Source organism: Vibrio sp. CB1-5 (assembly GCF_059412285.1).
The window spans coordinates 170,712-185,898 of sequence record NZ_JBJHPB010000007.1 but is presented as its reverse complement, the minus strand read 5'-3'; the positions used below and the strand labels follow the sequence as shown (position 1 = coordinate 185,898).

Here is a 15,187-nt window from a genome sequence, read left to right as displayed (position 1 = left end):
TTAGCCTTTAAGGCTTAAGTTTAGACAGTTACACAGAATTCAGGACACTCTCTCCGAATATGGATCAGCAGACTCCTATCACTTCCACCCCTGCAACCAACTCCCCCTATCCTTCAACTCACGCCAGTCCATCTCTATCGCCCGCTTCGACATAATCGCCTCTAACTGACAACCAACCACAACACCCTCTTCATCGCGCTCTAATTCAACAACAATGAAGTGCTTCTCTTTCTGTTTTGGTGTCACTGCCGTCCACTTGCTGTTCAGTAACTTGTTGGGATTAAACTTATTTATTGCCGAATTCATCTATTTCAATGTCCATTTGGGTTCATTTCTCTTTCAACGTAGCCGCTAGCAATTCGATCAATTATCTCTAAACCATTTATCCCCATCACCAACCGTTTATCTCTAGAAATCACCATTTGTCGCATCATGCGGCAGCGCCCTGCCTAACTCAGTAAATTGAATACATACCAATCGAAAAGTATCGCAAGGAGTCGATATGATTACGTTTCACCAACTACACAAACGCTACATTATGGGTGCCAACGATGTCGAAGCGCTTAAGCACATTTCTGGCACCATTCAGACTGGCGAAATCGTCGCTTTGTGTGGGCCGTCGGGTTCAGGGAAAAGTACACTGCTCAATATCTTAGGGCTGCTCGACACCAATTACGACGGCGAGATTCATTTCGCGGGTAACACCATGAGCAAAGACGGCAAAGCATTAACTCGTTTCCGTCGTGAGAATATTGGCTTTGTGTTCCAGCGCTTCAATCTAATCCCTGTTATGACGGCGTTAGAAAATGTCGCTTACCCGCTTATGCTCAACAGGATCCCTTATCAAGAACGCATGCAAATTGCCGAGCAATGGCTAGAGCGTGTGGGACTTGGTGAAGTCAAACACCACCGCCCCGACCACCTTTCCGGCGGCCAGCAGCAACGTGTTGCGATAGCTAGAGCTTTGATTCACAGCCCACAGCTGGTCATTGCCGATGAGCCAACCGCCAGCCTAGACAGCCAATCCGCAGGACAAATCGTTGAACTGATGAAGCAGCTGAGTCATGAACAAGGCACGACTTTCATCGTCGCCACGCACGACAGTCGTATGTCCAGCCGCTGTGACCGCACCATCGAACTGGTCGACGGTACGCTTTCTTCTATGCCACAACACCAGCCGATTGAGCTGAATAAGGAGATCGCATGATTTCATCACAACTACAAGGCTTTAAAGCCGCGAGCCTATATCTAGTAAGAAACAAGCGCCGCACACTGTTGTCATTGATCATTGTTGCGATTGCTATCTTTGCACTCACTGCGGCTGCAGGTTTTGGTCTGTTTACCTATCAATCGCTCGAACGCTCTACCGCGAATGATGTTGGTCACATTACCTTAAGCCAACCGGGCTACTTTGAGCGTGAAGAAGAGATGCCGCTGCAAAATGGTATTGCTCAGTACCAAACCCTTAACGAACTGCTTCGCCAAACACTCGACACCAAAGGAATTCAACCTAGGATCTATTTCTCTGGTTTGATATCCAACGGTCGAAAGTCCTCTATTTTTGTCGGCAATGGTGTTGAACCCAGTGAGTTTGTTCTGCGTGAAGACTTCATCGGGTTGCAAACCGGCAACGCGCTTACCGAGTCCAGCGAAGACGGCATTATGATCGCCAATGAGCTGGCCAATAACCTGTCTGTTCGCGTTGGAGACTGGGTAACGTTACTTGCGACTACGACGGATGGTGTGCTCAATGCGATGGATTTCCAAGTTGTGGGCACCTACAGCACTGGTGTTCCTGAACTTGATAAACGCCAGATTCATGTTCGATTATCAAGTGCGCAATCTCTGCTGGCCAGTGACAAAGTGAGCGCTGTATCTATCTACCTAGACGACACCAAACTGACAGACTCCGCCTCAGTGGCAGTGACAAAAGCACTCGACAGCGACCCTGCATTTGCCAACTTACAACTCACCCCATGGTACGAGCGGGCGTTTTTCTACAACAAGGTTCGCGGTCTCTACAACGGCATCTTTGGTGTACTCGGTATCGTGCTTGGCTTAGTAGTATTTGTGGCGCTATTTAACACGATGTCGATGACCGTGTCTGAACGTACTCGTGAAATTGGCGCTTTATCGGCGATGGGCAGTTACCCAAGAGAAATCATCGCCATGTTTGTCCGTGAGTCGATACTCATTGGCATAGTTGGCAGCGTTGCTGGCGCGCTGTTTGCCTGGTTCACCACATTGTTTCTTCAAGTTGCCAACATTCAAATGCCACCCCCTCCGGGGCGAAGTGAAGGCTATCCATTGGAGCTCGTATTCTCATTGAGCGTTGCTACCTACGCGGGCATCGCCGTGATCATCATCTGCGTGTTTGCTGCGTTTATTTCCGCGCGCAAAGGCACTAAACGACCTATTACGGAGGCACTTGCTTATGTTTAATTGGATTCGAAAACAGCCACTATTAATGGCATCACTAGTCACTATCTGTGCCAGCTGGCCAGCGCAAGCCTACACAATATCTAAAGATACCAGTGCGGCAGAGATACTGTCGATCGCCGATGACTACCGCCTAGAGGACGCGGCATCTAAAGTTGTTACCGAAGTCGCGCTCTATCAAGATGGGGAGCTCGATAAGACTCGCCAATATGAAGTGTACTTGAGACCAGACCGTGAATCTTTGGTGCTGTTTAAGTCCAAAGTCGAGCAAGGTCAGAAAATGTTGATGCTTGGTGACAACTACTGGCTCGTGATGCCGAAAAGCCGCAGACCCATCCGGATTACCCCGATGCAAAAGCTATTAGGTGATGCCTCTGTAGGCGATGTTTCCACCCTGACATGGAGCCAGGATTACACAGGTGAAATCATCTCTGAGCAAAGTAACATTTCTGGTGCTAATTCAGAGCCTACGCTGCAGCTATCTCTAAAGGCAAAAACAGCGGGCGCGAGCTATCAATCCATTGATCTTTGGGTCGAAAAACAGAGCGGATTTCCGGTGCGAGCCGACCTCTACCTCACTTCTGGAAAACTGGCCAAAAAGGCACTGTTTGAATCTGGAGAGCGTGAAGGCCAACGGCGCGTAGTGACTATGGTCTTACTCGACCAAATCCAAACCGACAAAAAGACGGTCATCGACTATCAACAGGTTACGCCGCACCAGCTCGCCGACAAGTACTACAACCCGGCGTACCTATCTAAAAACAAGCGAGTTGAGCTATGAAAACCCAAGTTAGCTCAGCTGCACCCAAGCTTATTGCTTGGGTGCCTGCGGCGCTGGTTCTTCTTTTAAACGCAAACATAGCAAACGCAACCGAGTCTTCGTGGGATGAACTCGATATTGAAACCGACTATCAAGTGAACTTACAGTCCATTGGTGGCGGCGACAGTGCATTCTTGCCAGATCAAAGCGATCGCAGCCACGAGCAAGTGAATGCCCTACTCGATATCAATGCGCAGTTTCACTCGGTTAGCGCCAATGTGGCTCTGCTTGGTACGTCTCTTTACGACAATACGCCCGACGGCCATAACCAACGCCAATTCGATGCGGTCATATCTACGCTGACTTACGAGACCAGCGTAACGCTCGGTGAATCGGAGTGGGACGTACTCATAGGCAAGGCACGTATCGACTGGGGCGTTGGCTATGGCTACCGAGTTCTGGACATTTTCACCCCCTACCGCCGAAATCCAGTGGGTATACAGATTGAAGAAGGCGCAGGCACACTGGCACTATCTCACTATGGACTGGAATCGGAATGGACACTCATCGCTACCGATTCAAGCTGGAGCCAACTCGACACCTCAGAGTATGGCCGCGCTACCGAGCAGCAAGGGTTAGGTGGCAAATATTATCGTTTACTGGGCGATCTTGAGCTGCAAATAATTGGCTATTACGACAATGTTCGTCAAGGGCTGCTTGGTGGCAGCCTAGTCAATGTATTCAACCAAGCTTGGTCAGCTCACGCTTCGGTCTCTTATTCACGCCGTTATCATGGCTATGACATCACACCGAATCAACCGGTGGAACTCACTGAGAAAAGTAACGCTAATCAAGTTTTAGTGGGAAGCACGTGGTCGCACGAATCCGGTCTGAGTGTGATAGGCGAGTATTGGTATGATTCGCGAGCTTGGAGTCAATCTGAATGGGATAGCGCTTATCAATACGCCAGCTCTAGTGATCCGAGATTTAACCCCATCTCTCAATCTTTTGCACTTGGCTACAGCCAGCAAAACATCGTACAGCACAACGTCATGTTGCACAGTCGGCTTGACCCTATTTTCTGGCGTCAGTGGCAATGGAGTAAAAACAATCACCTACTGCGCAGCATGCACCCAAGACTGGATCTCATGATCGCGCCAGAAGATGGTGGCATTATCGCCACTCAGTGGCTCGATTTTGATGTGCTTGATACGGGTGACACGAGCTTTAACCTCGAACTTGCGGCTCGATTCGTGACCGGGGCAACGAATAGCGTGTATGCAAATTTACCTGATAGCTATAACATACTAATTAATCTAAAAGGACGTTTCTAATGATGACTATTCCAATGGCAGAGAATGGCTGGGCTCGCTCACTGTTATTCACAACTCTGTTCTGCGCCTTAATCGCGGTGATCACTGCTTCCATTTGGTCTGCACCTTATTATGAGAACCTGATGATAAGCCTAGGCTATGGTTACAGCGCCGTATTCATGTCTTGGGTGCTTGATCGCTTTGTACCTGCACTGGCTCAGCAGCGCAGTTTATCGTTAGCCATAACTCTATCGGCAGCTGTCGCGCTTGGTACACTAAATGCCTATTTTTGGGTGAGCAAATATCCGGGATTCGATGTTTGGAACGGGATAAAACCGATCTTTTTCCTTGGCATTATATTTACCTCAATCTGCTTCTACTTTTTTCATGCTCAAGAGCAGAAAATGAGTCTGCGACAAGCCCTAGAGCAGACCAAACGTGACCAAATTGAGCAAGAAAAAGCTTTAGTAGAATCGGAACTTAAGCAATTGCAAAGTCAAATCGAACCACACTTTCTGTTCAACACCCTTGCGAACGTTAGTGTGCTCGTTGATGCCAACCCAGAGCAGGCCAAAATGATGCTCGATAAGCTGACCACACTTCTTCGCGCCAGCATGACAGGCCACCGTAGTAGTCATGTCAGCATCGCCTCGGAAATGAAACTATTGGAAGCCTACCTCGCTATCCAACAAACGCGCTTGGGTGACAGACTAAAGGCAACGTTTGATGTTTCAGATGAAGCCAGCCACGTCATGACTCCGCCTTATCTACTGCAACCGTTGGTAGAGAATGCGATCAAGCATGGTATTGAACCTAGCGTTAGAGGGGGCAGTATTGCCATTGAAGCACAAATCAAAGGCAGTCAGTGCGTGCTAAAGGTCGTTGATAACGGATTAGGCCTCTCGGCCAACAGCGACAATACAGGTCATGGTATCGGGATCAAAAATGCAAAATCGCGGCTCAGTGCCATGTATCAAGGCCGCGCCACTCTTAGCATCACTGAGAACGCACAAGGCGGTGTAACCGCCACGATTACTTTACCGCTCGACGCTCAATAATATTGGATGAACTATGATAAAAGCCCTGATAGCTGACGACGAACCACTACTTCGATTTCATCTCGACAAGCTGTTGGCTGAAGCTTGGCCTGAGCTCGACGTCGTTGCGAAATGTGAAAACGGCGAACAAGCGGTTTCCGCTATCGAAAAGGAGCACTTCGATGTGGCGTTTTTAGATATTCAAATGCCGGGGAAAACCGGGCTGGATGTCGCGCGCGAGATCGCTAAACGTTCTTCAAGCCGCGATAAACCAGCGCCGCTGATCATCTTTATCACCGCGTTTGATCACTATGCTGTCAGCGCTTTTGAAGCCAATGCTGTGGATTACTTGCTCAAGCCCATTGATGAAACAAGGCTTATTGATGCTTGTGAAAAAGCCAAGTCGCGCTTGTCCTCACGCTTGTCCTCACATAGTGCAGCCCCAGAGCTTAGCTCGCTCATGGCCAACTTGGAAAAACTGTCACTAAATGCCGCACCACAGTTCTCAAAGTGGCTTAAAGCCAGTAAGCAAGACGAGATTCATCTGGTGTCGGTCGACGATATTGCCTACTTAAAAGCGGAAGACAAATACGTTACCTTGGTCACCGATGACAAACGGGAATATGTGCTGCGTAGTAGCATCAAAGAGCTTTCAAACCAGCTTGATCCAGACTGTTTTTGGCAAATTCACCGCTCAACGATGATCAATCTTCATAAGCTCGATAAGGTGAAAAAAGATCTCACCGGAAAAATGAACGCTTATGTGGCTGGAAGCAAACTTCCCGTCAGCCGCGCTCTGCAACACCTTTTCAAGTAACACGCCTTATTCCTGCCAATCAGCGAAGTAATTCACTAGGTAATCAATCGCCATTCTTGCTCTAACGGGCAAGAAGCGGCGATTTTGGTAAACAATCCAGCTACTCGAACCTTTGCCCCAATAAGGCTCGAGAACAGGCGTTAATTTGCCCGTAGATAACGCATCCCCAAAACTGCTTCGAGGCAAATAGGCGATGCCCAGCCCCTCTTCACACGCTTGAAGCAATGCGTTGGAATTGTTGCTTCTCCAACGACCGTTGACTCGAATAGCGCTCATCGGCTTGCCTTCTTTTTCAAACTGCCAGTGGTCATTGTTGGCAATAATGCAGCTGTGCTGAGCTAGTTGATTAGGATGCGTTGGCTCACCATATTGTGATAAATACTGTTGACTTGCCGCGGCGGCCATCGGTCTGTCCACCAGTTTTCTTGCCACTAATCCAGAATCATTCAAACGGCCGTAGCGAATCGCAAAATCAACACCATCTTCGATGAAGTTCACCATGCGGGTATTAAAATCCATCTCAACCGTGAGTTCTGGATATTGTTTGGCAAAAGCCATGAGAGCTGGCGCAACATGATTTTCAGCAAACGCGCCAGCAGCACTGACGCGCAACGTGCCACTAAGCTCAATATGTTGAGAAGATAAACGCTCGTTTGCTTGCTGCAAACCAATGACAAGCTCTTTGCACTGCTGGTAATACACTTGTCCTGCGTCCGTCAAACTGACCATTCGGGTCGAGCGCGCCAATAATGCCACCCCGACCCGCTGTTCCAATCTCGAGACTTGGCGACTCACATGACTGGTGCTGCAACCAAGCTGCTTGGCAGCAGCCGAGAAACCATGACTTTCCGCTACAGCAACGAACTCATTGATCCCTTCAAAGCTCTCCATAATAACCTCGACAACGCCCATCTTTGCTATATGGCAATAATGTTTTTCCTAATTCGCCAATTATCACCTATCTGATTTGCAATTAATATTAGTTCGTACAATAAAAAGCCAGTCTGCTCAAAAGGAATGAATCATGAAAAAAGTACTGATCCCAGTTACCAATCACGCCACGCTAGGTGAAACCGATCAAGCCAACGGTACCTACGCGCCAGAATTAACCCATGCGCTCAGTGAAATTCTAGCCGCAGGGTTCGAGTATGACATCGCATCAATCAAAGGTGGCAAAGCGCCGCTCTATGGCACGGATATCGAAGGTGACAGCGTCAATGCAGAACTGCTGGCGAACGATGACTTTCAAAACCGCATTAACAACACAATTCCTGTCTCACAAATCAACGTAGAAGACTACGACGCCATCTTCTATCCTGGCGGTTTTGGTTTGCTGTCTGATCTTGCAACAGACGAATCGTTCGCAGCCATTGCGGCAAAACACTACGAAAATGGTGGCATTGTGTCTGCGGTATGTCACGGTCCAGGTGCCCTACTGCCAATCACACTTAGCAATGGTGAAAAGCTGTTGGCCTCTAAATCGGTGACCGGTTTTACTCGTGAAGAAGAAGTCGATTTTGGCACCATCGATGCGATTCCATTCTTGCTGGAAGAATCTCTTGCACGCACCGCTAACCAGTACACTAAGGTGCAGCCTTGGCAAGAGTTGGTCATCGTTGATGAGCGCGTGATCACGGGTCAAAACCCAACAAGTGCTCACGGCGTGGGGAAAGCTCTAGTTAAGAGCCTTAAATAACATTAGCCGCTACGCTTCAATATAAAAAATAACCCCAAGAACAGTATGGCCCTTGGGGTTATTTTGTAACTCCTCCAAACCTAGCGGCTGAGAACGCGTTTGGAAAATGGCATTTAATCAATCAGTTACCCGTCTGTTGAAACGCTTCGACAAACTCATCATAACGAGCGCGGTTCACACCTGCATCGCTGTATCCGGTACGAGACTGAGAGCGGTAGTGCATCACACCATTATCTGCGTCAAAATATAGCTCTACATCGTCATGAAAGCGCATCAACGGGGTGGTAAACACCGCGTGCACATAATCACCGCTATCAGTCACAATCTCGTTGCGACCTAGGCTTTTTAACGCCGATAATGCACGAGCTTTGGCTGTCGCTAAGTCGTCAAACGCGATAGGTTGCACCTGTTTTTCTGGAATCTTAGTCTGTGAAGAAACCGCATTTGGAGTGGAAGGCATTCGAGCTAGCTGACCTTCATCCACGCCTAGATAGGACGGCATGCTATTATTTTTGTAAAACATGTAGCCGATAAGAACGAGTATCAGAGTGGTGAAAATTTTGCTGATCATGAACAGTCCTTTTGCTGTTGGCGACAAGAGTACCTACGCGCCATTTTTCCAATTAATTGAATAAATTACCCATAATAGTCCATCCTGGTCAAACCAGATCACTTACTGATTCAAAAACCTCGATCTACTCAAAGAAATCAATAACCAGTTTGTTATTTTCCACTTTCACTTCAGGGCTGGAGGATTTGAGTAATGACTGCTTTACCGCAGTTTCATCAAGTTGATACACCGGATAGCTCGATACAGCATTACCAATCAACGCAACTGCCGGTTTAATGAGTTGCCTTATCTCCGGGGTAAGCACCGAACCATCTTCATCTAAGCGCTCTAGTCTAAGGGACTTGAGAAACACTTCACCCGTCTCTTTTTTGTAGCTCGGTATCGCACTGAATTCGATATCCAGATCTAAGTCAATCTCTGGTTGACTCATCATGTGCAATTCGGCTGTGGTATTGGCGAACACCGCAACTCTGTCTTTATCACTGCGTCCGATATTCACTTTTAAGTCATCGACTGACACCTTTGCGTACAGCACGTCCTCAACTCCTACTGCCTGTTCAAGCTTTAAGTTTTGGTTAAGGTAATCGGTCATCTCTTGTTCCGTAATGCTATAGCTCACACACCCCGACAAACTAAACAGCACAACTATCAGGCCAAACAACTTGGCAGAGAATGATTTATTCATCAGAAAAGGCCCCTTGAGAACAGTGAAAAGCTAAACACGTATCTTGTTAAAAGATAGGGGCTTATAAAAAAACAGGCAAGCACATTGTGCTTGCCTGTTTTACTCGATTACCGACTAATATCAATTAGCTCACCGACCACTGAGACAACGAACGCTTAAAGTCTTCATAGCCAAACTCATTGAGTTTTTCGATGTCACCTGAAGAACGCTCGCAGTAGATAGATGGCATCTTCAATCCATTAAACCAATTCAGTTTCACCATAGTGTAGCCAGCACTATCCATAATGTGTAACTGCTGACCTACTTTTAACGGCTCGTCAAAATTCGCAACACAGAATTGATCGCCTGCAAGGCATGAACATGAACCAATCACATACTCATGCTCTCCGTCTGGATTCGCTTCCAAAATAGACGCAGGTTCGTCATAAATCAGCGTATCCAAGCGATGTGCTTCCGTCGCTGAGTTTACAATCGCCGTCTTTTTTTCGTTCTCAACAATGTCGACTACCGTCACAACCAAATCGGTTGTTTTAGTGATGATCGCTTCGCCCGGCTCCAGATACATCTGAACACCGTGCTTTTGTGAAAACGCTTTAAGTGCTGCGCCTAGCTTTTCAACGTCGTAGCCTGGCCACGTAAAGAAGACACCACCACCCATACTCACCCAATCTAACTTGTTTAGGTGCTCACCAAACTGTTCGGAGATCGCATCAAGCAAGCCAATGAACGCATCCACGTCTTTGTTTTCACAATTCATGTGGAACATAACGCCATCAATGCTATCGAACACACTTGGATCAATATGATCAACCTGCACACCAAGACGAGAGTATTTACGTGCTGGATTCGCTAGATCTTGACCTGCGTAACTAACGCCAGGGTTTAATCTAAGCCCCAAAGACGCCTTGCCTTCAACGATATGACGATAAGCCGCAAGCTGAGACTGAGAATTGAAGATCATCTTGTCACAGATTTCCGACACTTCACGCACGTCATCTTCGGTATAGCCCACACTGTAGGCGTGAGTTTCACCGCCAAAGGTTTCGTGACCAAGCTTTACCTCAAATGGACCACTACTGGTTGAACCATCTAAATATGGCTTGATGATGTCGAAGACACCCCACGTAGAGAAGCACTTCAGCGCGAGAACCAGCTTAACGCCAGAGATCTCTTTAAGCTGCTTGGCTTTCTCTAGATTTTCGATCAACTTAGATTCGTTGATCATGAAGTATGGGGTTTTAAGTTGGGATTTATTCATTTTAATGGTCCTAAGTAGCTAGGTCCTAGGACATAGGACCTAGGACCAAAACACTTATTTAAGAATCTTAATGTCCGGCGCGCCGACTTCCAACTCTTGAACATGCCAATCCAGACCAATCTCTGGCATTGTCTCCAAGAACGGATCTGGGTCTAGCTGTTCCATGTTGAACACGCCAGCATCTGCCCATTTACCGCGGAAGTATTGAAGTGCAGCAGTGATTGCTGGAACACCCGTAGTATAAGAGATGGCTTGGTGCTCAACATCTTCGTATGCCACTTCATGGTCAGCGTTGTTATAGATGAATACTGAACGCTCTTTACCGTCTTTCTTACCTTGAACCCAAGTACCGATACACGTTTTACCTGTGTAGCCCGGTGCTAGAGAAGTTGGGTCTGGCAGTAGCGCTTTAAGTACGTGCAGAGGTTGAACAACCGTGCCGTCATGCAATGTTAGCGGGTCTGGGCTTAGTAGGCCGATATCGCGCATGCAGTTGAAGTAGTTCAAGTAAGTGTCCCCAAAGCCCATCCAGAACTCGATGCGTTTTGCAGGGATGAACTCTTGCATTGAACGAACTTCATCGTGCGCCATAGAGTAAACCTTGTGCTTACCTACTAGCGGGAAATCAAACTCAAGCATGCGAGAGTGACATTCCACTTGCTTCCACTCGCCGTTTTCCCAATAGAAAGAGTCGCCTTGGATTTCAAGCATGTTAGTTTCTGGATCGAAGTTTGTCGCAAACTTCTTACCGTGATCGCCAGCGTTCACGTCCATAACATCGATGGTGTCGATTTCATCGAACAGGTGCTTCACTGCGTAAGCGGCGAACACGCTAACAACGCCTGGATCGAAACCCGCACCAAGGATACCGGTGATGCCTGCCTCTTTGAACTTATCACGGAAGCCCCACTGCCAATCGTAAGCTTGTGGTACTTGTTGACCTTCAGAACATAGGTCAACCGCAACCGATGTATCTAGGTAAGACACCTTCGCTTGCAAGCACGCCTCCATGATGGTGATGTTTACCCACGGAGGACCAGCGTTGATAACAAGATCCGGTTTTACTTCGTTAATTAGGGCGACAAGCGCCTCAACATCGTCAGCATTAACTGCACGCGCTTCTAGCTTTTTGCTTGGATCTTTAAGGTTGTTCTTGCCCTTGATTGACTCGATGATTTTTTCACATTTCGCTACAGTGCGTGAAGCGATAGTAATATCACCTAATACGTCATTGTTTTGAGCCGCTTTGTGTGCGACTACCCAACCAACACCACCAGCACCAATTTGTAGAATTGCCATTTGTTTTATTTCCTTTTTCTCTTAGTGAGAGTTAGTTAGCTCAAGGGCTAATTGATGAATATTATTTAGAAGCGTTTCGAAATCCGATAACTTCAAGCAAGGGTTTAAGATGGTAAATTTCAGTGCCGAGTGGCCATTTACTACCGTCTCCCCGAGTACCGCAACGCCGCAAGTCAGCGCTTCGATACGAATTGTTTTGTTCAGCTGTTCTAGGTCATCAGCATCACTGTTTACCGCTCTAAATAGAACCGTTGAAAGCGACGGCTCAGCCAATAGCTCAAACTGCGAATGCGCTTTTACAAGCTCTGCCACTTGCTTAGTTTGATCCATAAGATGATCGTACATCTCACCTAGTGCGCCTGGGCCAACATTTTGCATGGTCATGAAGACCTTCAACGCATCGAAACGTTTAGTCGTCGCGATAGATTTATCGACCAAGTTTGGCAGTTCATCATGTTCGCGATTGAGGTAATCGGCATGATGAAGCAAGTATTTGAAGTTCACTCTGTCCTTAAGCAGTAGAGACCCACAGCTAATGGTTTGATAGAACAGTTTATGGAAATCGACACTCACCGAGTCAGCTTTTTCGATGCCTTTCAACTTGTCTTTGTGGCTGCTTAGAATCAAAGCACCACCGTAGGCACTGTCTACGTGGAACCAAAGAGCCTGTTGGGATGCAATATTTGCAAGTGATGCCAGATCATCGATCGCGCCGTGATCAGTGGTACCTGCTGTTCCAACTAGTGCGAACGGAATTAACCCTTGTTCTTTGAGTGCTGCGATATCTGCAAGCAAAGCATCTGTCTTAATCGTGCCGTTGTCGTGAGTTGCCACACAATGCACCGCTTTTTCACCAAGACCAAGCAGTGACGCTGACTTCTGTACCGTGAAGTGTGACTTGTCTGAGCATACAATACGCAGTTTATCGGCGTAGCTTGGCAGGCCTAGTTTCTGAATAGAGTGACCATCAGTAATGTCAGCAATACGATCACGAGCGAGCAGCAAACCCATCAAGTTACTTTGCGTACCGCCACTGGTGAAAATACCATCCGCATCTTCGCCAAGCTCATAACGCTCGCACAGCCAGTCCAGCACCTTTTGCTCAACATACGTTGCAGCTGACGCTTGATCCCAAGAATCCATTGACTGGTTTAGCGCCGCAATCATGGCTTCTGCTGCTACCGCAGGCATTAGTGGAGGCGTGTGCAAGTGAGCAATACAGTCTGGGTGTTGAGTGAAGATAGAATGCTCAGCAACAAGCCCTGCTGTTTCATCCACTACGCTTTGTAGGCTGTTGTTTTGACTATCAAGATTCACGTCATTGATAAGGTTTTCGAGCGTTTTCGGATCCAACCCAGAGTAGGGTTTGCTGACCTTCTCAAACACTTCTTTCATCGCTTGAGTGGTGTGATTCATCACCTTAGCAAACTCAGTTGCCCCTTGCTCTCCGGTATGGATGAAGTGCTTTCGCCAGTTAGACTTCTTCGCCTCTTGCTCGGTTTTCTCGCCGCCACCTGCAACAATGATCGCTTCTTCGATAGTGCGCAGCGCAAAATCAATCTGTTCAAAGCTGATAATAAGGGGGGGAAGGAAGCGAATCACAGAACCGTCACGACCGCCCTTTTCAACCATTAAACCGCGCTCGAGCACAGCGCGTTGAATCGCAAGTGTCAGTTCGCCATCAGCAACAGGTTCACCAAACTTGTTGTGTTCACCGCTTGGCTTAACGATCTCAACACCTAGCATCAGGCCTTTACCGCGAACTTCTGCAATGCAGTTCACACGGTCTTTGATTTTGTTTAGACCAAGGCGCAGATATTCGCCAGCTATGCTCGCGTGCTCAACAAGGTTGTCACGCTCAATGATCTCTAGCGCTTTCGCACCCGACACCATCGCTAATTGGTTACCACGGAATGTGCCTGTGTGTTCACCCGCATTCCAAGTATCGACCTTTTTATTGAACACCAAGATCGACATTGGCAAACCGCCACCAATCGCTTTAGAAAGACAAAGAATATCTGGGCTGATGCCCGCTTCTTCGAAAGCAAATCGGTAACCCGTTTTACCTACACCACACTGGATCTCATCCAGAATCAGTAGGATTTCATGTTCATCACAGATCCTGCGTAGCTCTTTAAGCCAAAAGGCCGGAGCCGGAATCACGCCACCTTCACCTTGCACTGGCTCAACAATGATCGCCGCAGGTTTCATGATGCCTGCTTCGTCGTCATTGAGAAGACGCTCAATGTAGCGAATGCTTTGTTTAGCGCCCGCATCACCACCGAGTCCAAATGGACAGCGCAAGCTATACGGGAATGGCATAAAGTGCACATCGGACATTAGGCCAGTGCGACGTGACTTGGTACCAAGGTTACCCATCATGCCCATAGTGCCATTGGTCATGCCATGGTAAGCACCACGAAACGCGAACATGGTATTGCGACCGGTAGTTTGCTTGGCAAGCTTGATGGCTGCTTCCACCGCGTCAGCACCAGATGGGCCGCAAAACTGAATCACTGAATCCGCAGCAAATTGCTCCGGCAGGAAAGCTTTGACACGTTTAATGAAGCGGTCTTTAGCCTCGGTAGTGATATCAAGCGTTTGATATGGCAGACCAGAATCTAGCTGCTCTTTCAGGGCTTGGTTGATCTCAGGGTGGTTGTAACCCATCGCCAAAGTACCTGCACCAGCAAGGCAGTCTAAGAAGACTTGACCACGAGTATCTTCCACCAAAGCACCGTAAGCGCGCTTAATGGCAATTGGAAGACGACGCGGGTACGAACGCACTTCTGATTCATGTTTAGCTTGGTCTAGTAATACTTGATCTGGGGTCAGATCGTAGGTGCCTTCGACATGCGGAACTTGCACGGAAATCGAAGACGCGAATTGATTAGATTCAAATTCGAATGCTGTACTCATTTGTTTTTAACCTGATTTTACGCGCACAAATTTGGTTATTGCGCGAACAACAAAACGAGCCCCACCTGAATGACAGATGTGACAAAGCCTAACGCAAACGCGTTAGCAAAAGGGATCGATATTGCGGATCAAGGTTCTGTGATGCTACGGTTTACGCGTAATACACAGTTTGGAAGTACAAAGCTGATTTTTGAGTGAGAGTTAATGTGTTTCAATGTTGGGTTTCCCATTAATATGCCCATCTAGGCATCAGTATCCCGTCTACTGATTATTGGCATAATCAGTACCTACCCTACGTCGTATCACAATCAGCTTGAATGGTTACGACGCGTATCCCCCAGATTCATTCCGAGATTGGGCGGGAAAATAACATAGAACTCATTATCATCGCAA

14 protein-coding genes are annotated in these 15,187 nt (G+C 47.6%); 7 read left to right on the top strand and 7 right to left on the bottom strand.

The genetic code is table 11. From position 1 onward, the window contains the following. Positions 1-78 precede the first annotated feature (78 nt). Positions 79-306 (bottom strand): TIGR02450 family Trp-rich protein, encoded by a 228-nt coding sequence (locus ACJB0T_RS07840; RefSeq protein ID WP_479289530.1) that lies wholly within the window; start codon positions 304-306, stop codon positions 79-81. A 196-nt stretch (positions 307-502) separates the two neighbouring features. Here ACJB0T_RS07840 and ACJB0T_RS07835 point away from each other — a divergent pair, with 196 nt between their 5' ends. From ACJB0T_RS07835 to ACJB0T_RS07810, 6 genes are read left to right on the top strand one after another with little or no spacing between them, the layout of a single operon-like run. After that, positions 503-1,207: an ABC transporter ATP-binding protein gene (locus tag ACJB0T_RS07835; protein WP_479289529.1), complete on the top strand. Its 705-nt coding sequence runs from the start codon at positions 503-505 to the stop codon at positions 1,205-1,207. Beyond that, entirely contained in the window at positions 1,204-2,442 is a 1,239-nt protein-coding gene (locus ACJB0T_RS07830; protein WP_479289527.1) for an ABC transporter permease, read from the top strand. The genes ACJB0T_RS07835 and ACJB0T_RS07830 overlap by 4 nt, the downstream gene beginning before the upstream one ends. Continuing rightward, complete coding sequence (locus ACJB0T_RS07825; RefSeq protein WP_479289525.1) at positions 2,435-3,220, top strand: outer membrane lipoprotein-sorting protein; 786 nt, start codon at positions 2,435-2,437, stop codon at positions 3,218-3,220. Before ACJB0T_RS07830 ends, ACJB0T_RS07825 begins: the two co-directional genes overlap by 8 nt. Then, the gene (locus ACJB0T_RS07820) at positions 3,217-4,533 is read left to right on the top strand and encodes a hypothetical protein (protein ID WP_479289523.1); all 1,317 of its coding nucleotides are present in this window, start codon (positions 3,217-3,219) and stop codon (positions 4,531-4,533) included. Before ACJB0T_RS07825 ends, ACJB0T_RS07820 begins: the two co-directional genes overlap by 4 nt. Further along, entirely contained in the window at positions 4,533-5,570 is a 1,038-nt protein-coding gene (locus ACJB0T_RS07815; RefSeq protein WP_479289521.1) for a sensor histidine kinase, read from the top strand. Before ACJB0T_RS07820 ends, ACJB0T_RS07815 begins: the two co-directional genes overlap by 1 nt. 13 nt (positions 5,571-5,583) lie before the next feature. Beyond that, positions 5,584-6,366 (top strand): LytR/AlgR family response regulator transcription factor, encoded by a 783-nt coding sequence (locus ACJB0T_RS07810; protein WP_479289519.1) that lies wholly within the window; start codon positions 5,584-5,586, stop codon positions 6,364-6,366. A gap of 6 nt (positions 6,367-6,372) precedes the next feature. Here ACJB0T_RS07810 and ACJB0T_RS07805 read toward each other — a convergent pair whose 3' ends face one another. Then, entirely contained in the window at positions 6,373-7,257 is an 885-nt protein-coding gene (locus tag ACJB0T_RS07805) for a LysR family transcriptional regulator (RefSeq protein WP_479289518.1), read from the bottom strand. 133 nt (positions 7,258-7,390) lie between these two features. On the opposite strand from ACJB0T_RS07805, the gene ACJB0T_RS07800 reads away from it, so the two are divergent. Further along, positions 7,391-8,062, top strand: a complete 672-nt coding sequence (locus tag ACJB0T_RS07800; RefSeq protein ID WP_479289516.1) for a type 1 glutamine amidotransferase domain-containing protein — start codon at positions 7,391-7,393, stop codon at positions 8,060-8,062. Positions 8,063-8,183: 121 nt separating this feature from the next. Here ACJB0T_RS07800 and ACJB0T_RS07795 read toward each other — a convergent pair whose 3' ends face one another. The 5 genes from ACJB0T_RS07795 to ACJB0T_RS07775 form a co-directional block, all read right to left on the bottom strand. Next, positions 8,184-8,633, bottom strand: coding sequence for a DUF1499 domain-containing protein (locus ACJB0T_RS07795; protein WP_479289514.1), 450 nt, complete (start codon positions 8,631-8,633; stop codon positions 8,184-8,186). Positions 8,634-8,757: 124 nt separating this feature from the next. Next, the gene (locus ACJB0T_RS07790) at positions 8,758-9,318 is read right to left on the bottom strand and encodes a YceB family lipoprotein (protein ID WP_479289512.1); all 561 of its coding nucleotides are present in this window, start codon (positions 9,316-9,318) and stop codon (positions 8,758-8,760) included. Positions 9,319-9,442: 124 nt separating this feature from the next. After that, positions 9,443-10,576 (bottom strand): carboxynorspermidine decarboxylase, encoded by a 1,134-nt coding sequence (gene nspC, locus ACJB0T_RS07785; RefSeq protein ID WP_479289510.1) that lies wholly within the window; start codon positions 10,574-10,576, stop codon positions 9,443-9,445. 54 nt (positions 10,577-10,630) lie between these two features. After that, a complete protein-coding gene (locus ACJB0T_RS07780; protein WP_479289508.1) occupies positions 10,631-11,875 on the bottom strand; it encodes a carboxynorspermidine synthase in 1,245 nt (414 codons plus the stop codon). A 21-nt stretch (positions 11,876-11,896) separates the two neighbouring features. Continuing rightward, positions 11,897-14,794 (bottom strand): pyridoxal phosphate-dependent class III aminotransferase, encoded by a 2,898-nt coding sequence (locus ACJB0T_RS07775; RefSeq protein WP_479289506.1) that lies wholly within the window; start codon positions 14,792-14,794, stop codon positions 11,897-11,899. Between the last annotated feature and the right edge of the window lie 393 nt (positions 14,795-15,187).

Excerpts from the sequence above, each read along its gene's own strand:
- ACJB0T_RS07805 (WP_479289518.1), bottom strand. The coding sequence starts at position 7,257 with ATGGAGAGCTTTGAAGGGATCAATGAGTTCGTTGCTGTAGCGGAAAGT.
- ACJB0T_RS07800 (WP_479289516.1), top strand. The coding sequence starts at position 7,391 with ATGAAAAAAGTACTGATCCCAGTTACCAATCACGCCACGCTAGGTGAA.
- ACJB0T_RS07820 (WP_479289523.1), top strand. The coding sequence starts at position 3,217 with ATGAAAACCCAAGTTAGCTCAGCTGCACCCAAGCTTATTGCTTGGGTG.
- ACJB0T_RS07810 (WP_479289519.1), top strand. The coding sequence starts at position 5,584 with ATGATAAAAGCCCTGATAGCTGACGACGAACCACTACTTCGATTTCAT.
- ACJB0T_RS07775 (WP_479289506.1), bottom strand. The coding sequence starts at position 14,794 with ATGAGTACAGCATTCGAATTTGAATCTAATCAATTCGCGTCTTCGATT.
- ACJB0T_RS07780 (WP_479289508.1), bottom strand. The coding sequence starts at position 11,875 with ATGGCAATTCTACAAATTGGTGCTGGTGGTGTTGGTTGGGTAGTCGCA.
- ACJB0T_RS07795 (WP_479289514.1), bottom strand. The coding sequence starts at position 8,633 with ATGATCAGCAAAATTTTCACCACTCTGATACTCGTTCTTATCGGCTAC.
- ACJB0T_RS07815 (WP_479289521.1), top strand. The coding sequence starts at position 4,533 with ATGATGACTATTCCAATGGCAGAGAATGGCTGGGCTCGCTCACTGTTA.
- ACJB0T_RS07830 (WP_479289527.1), top strand. The coding sequence starts at position 1,204 with ATGATTTCATCACAACTACAAGGCTTTAAAGCCGCGAGCCTATATCTA.
- ACJB0T_RS07840 (WP_479289530.1), bottom strand. The coding sequence starts at position 306 with ATGAATTCGGCAATAAATAAGTTTAATCCCAACAAGTTACTGAACAGC.
- ACJB0T_RS07790 (WP_479289512.1), bottom strand. The coding sequence starts at position 9,318 with ATGAATAAATCATTCTCTGCCAAGTTGTTTGGCCTGATAGTTGTGCTG.
- ACJB0T_RS07835 (WP_479289529.1), top strand. The coding sequence starts at position 503 with ATGATTACGTTTCACCAACTACACAAACGCTACATTATGGGTGCCAAC.
- ACJB0T_RS07825 (WP_479289525.1), top strand. The coding sequence starts at position 2,435 with ATGTTTAATTGGATTCGAAAACAGCCACTATTAATGGCATCACTAGTC.
- nspC (WP_479289510.1), bottom strand. The coding sequence starts at position 10,576 with ATGAATAAATCCCAACTTAAAACCCCATACTTCATGATCAACGAATCT.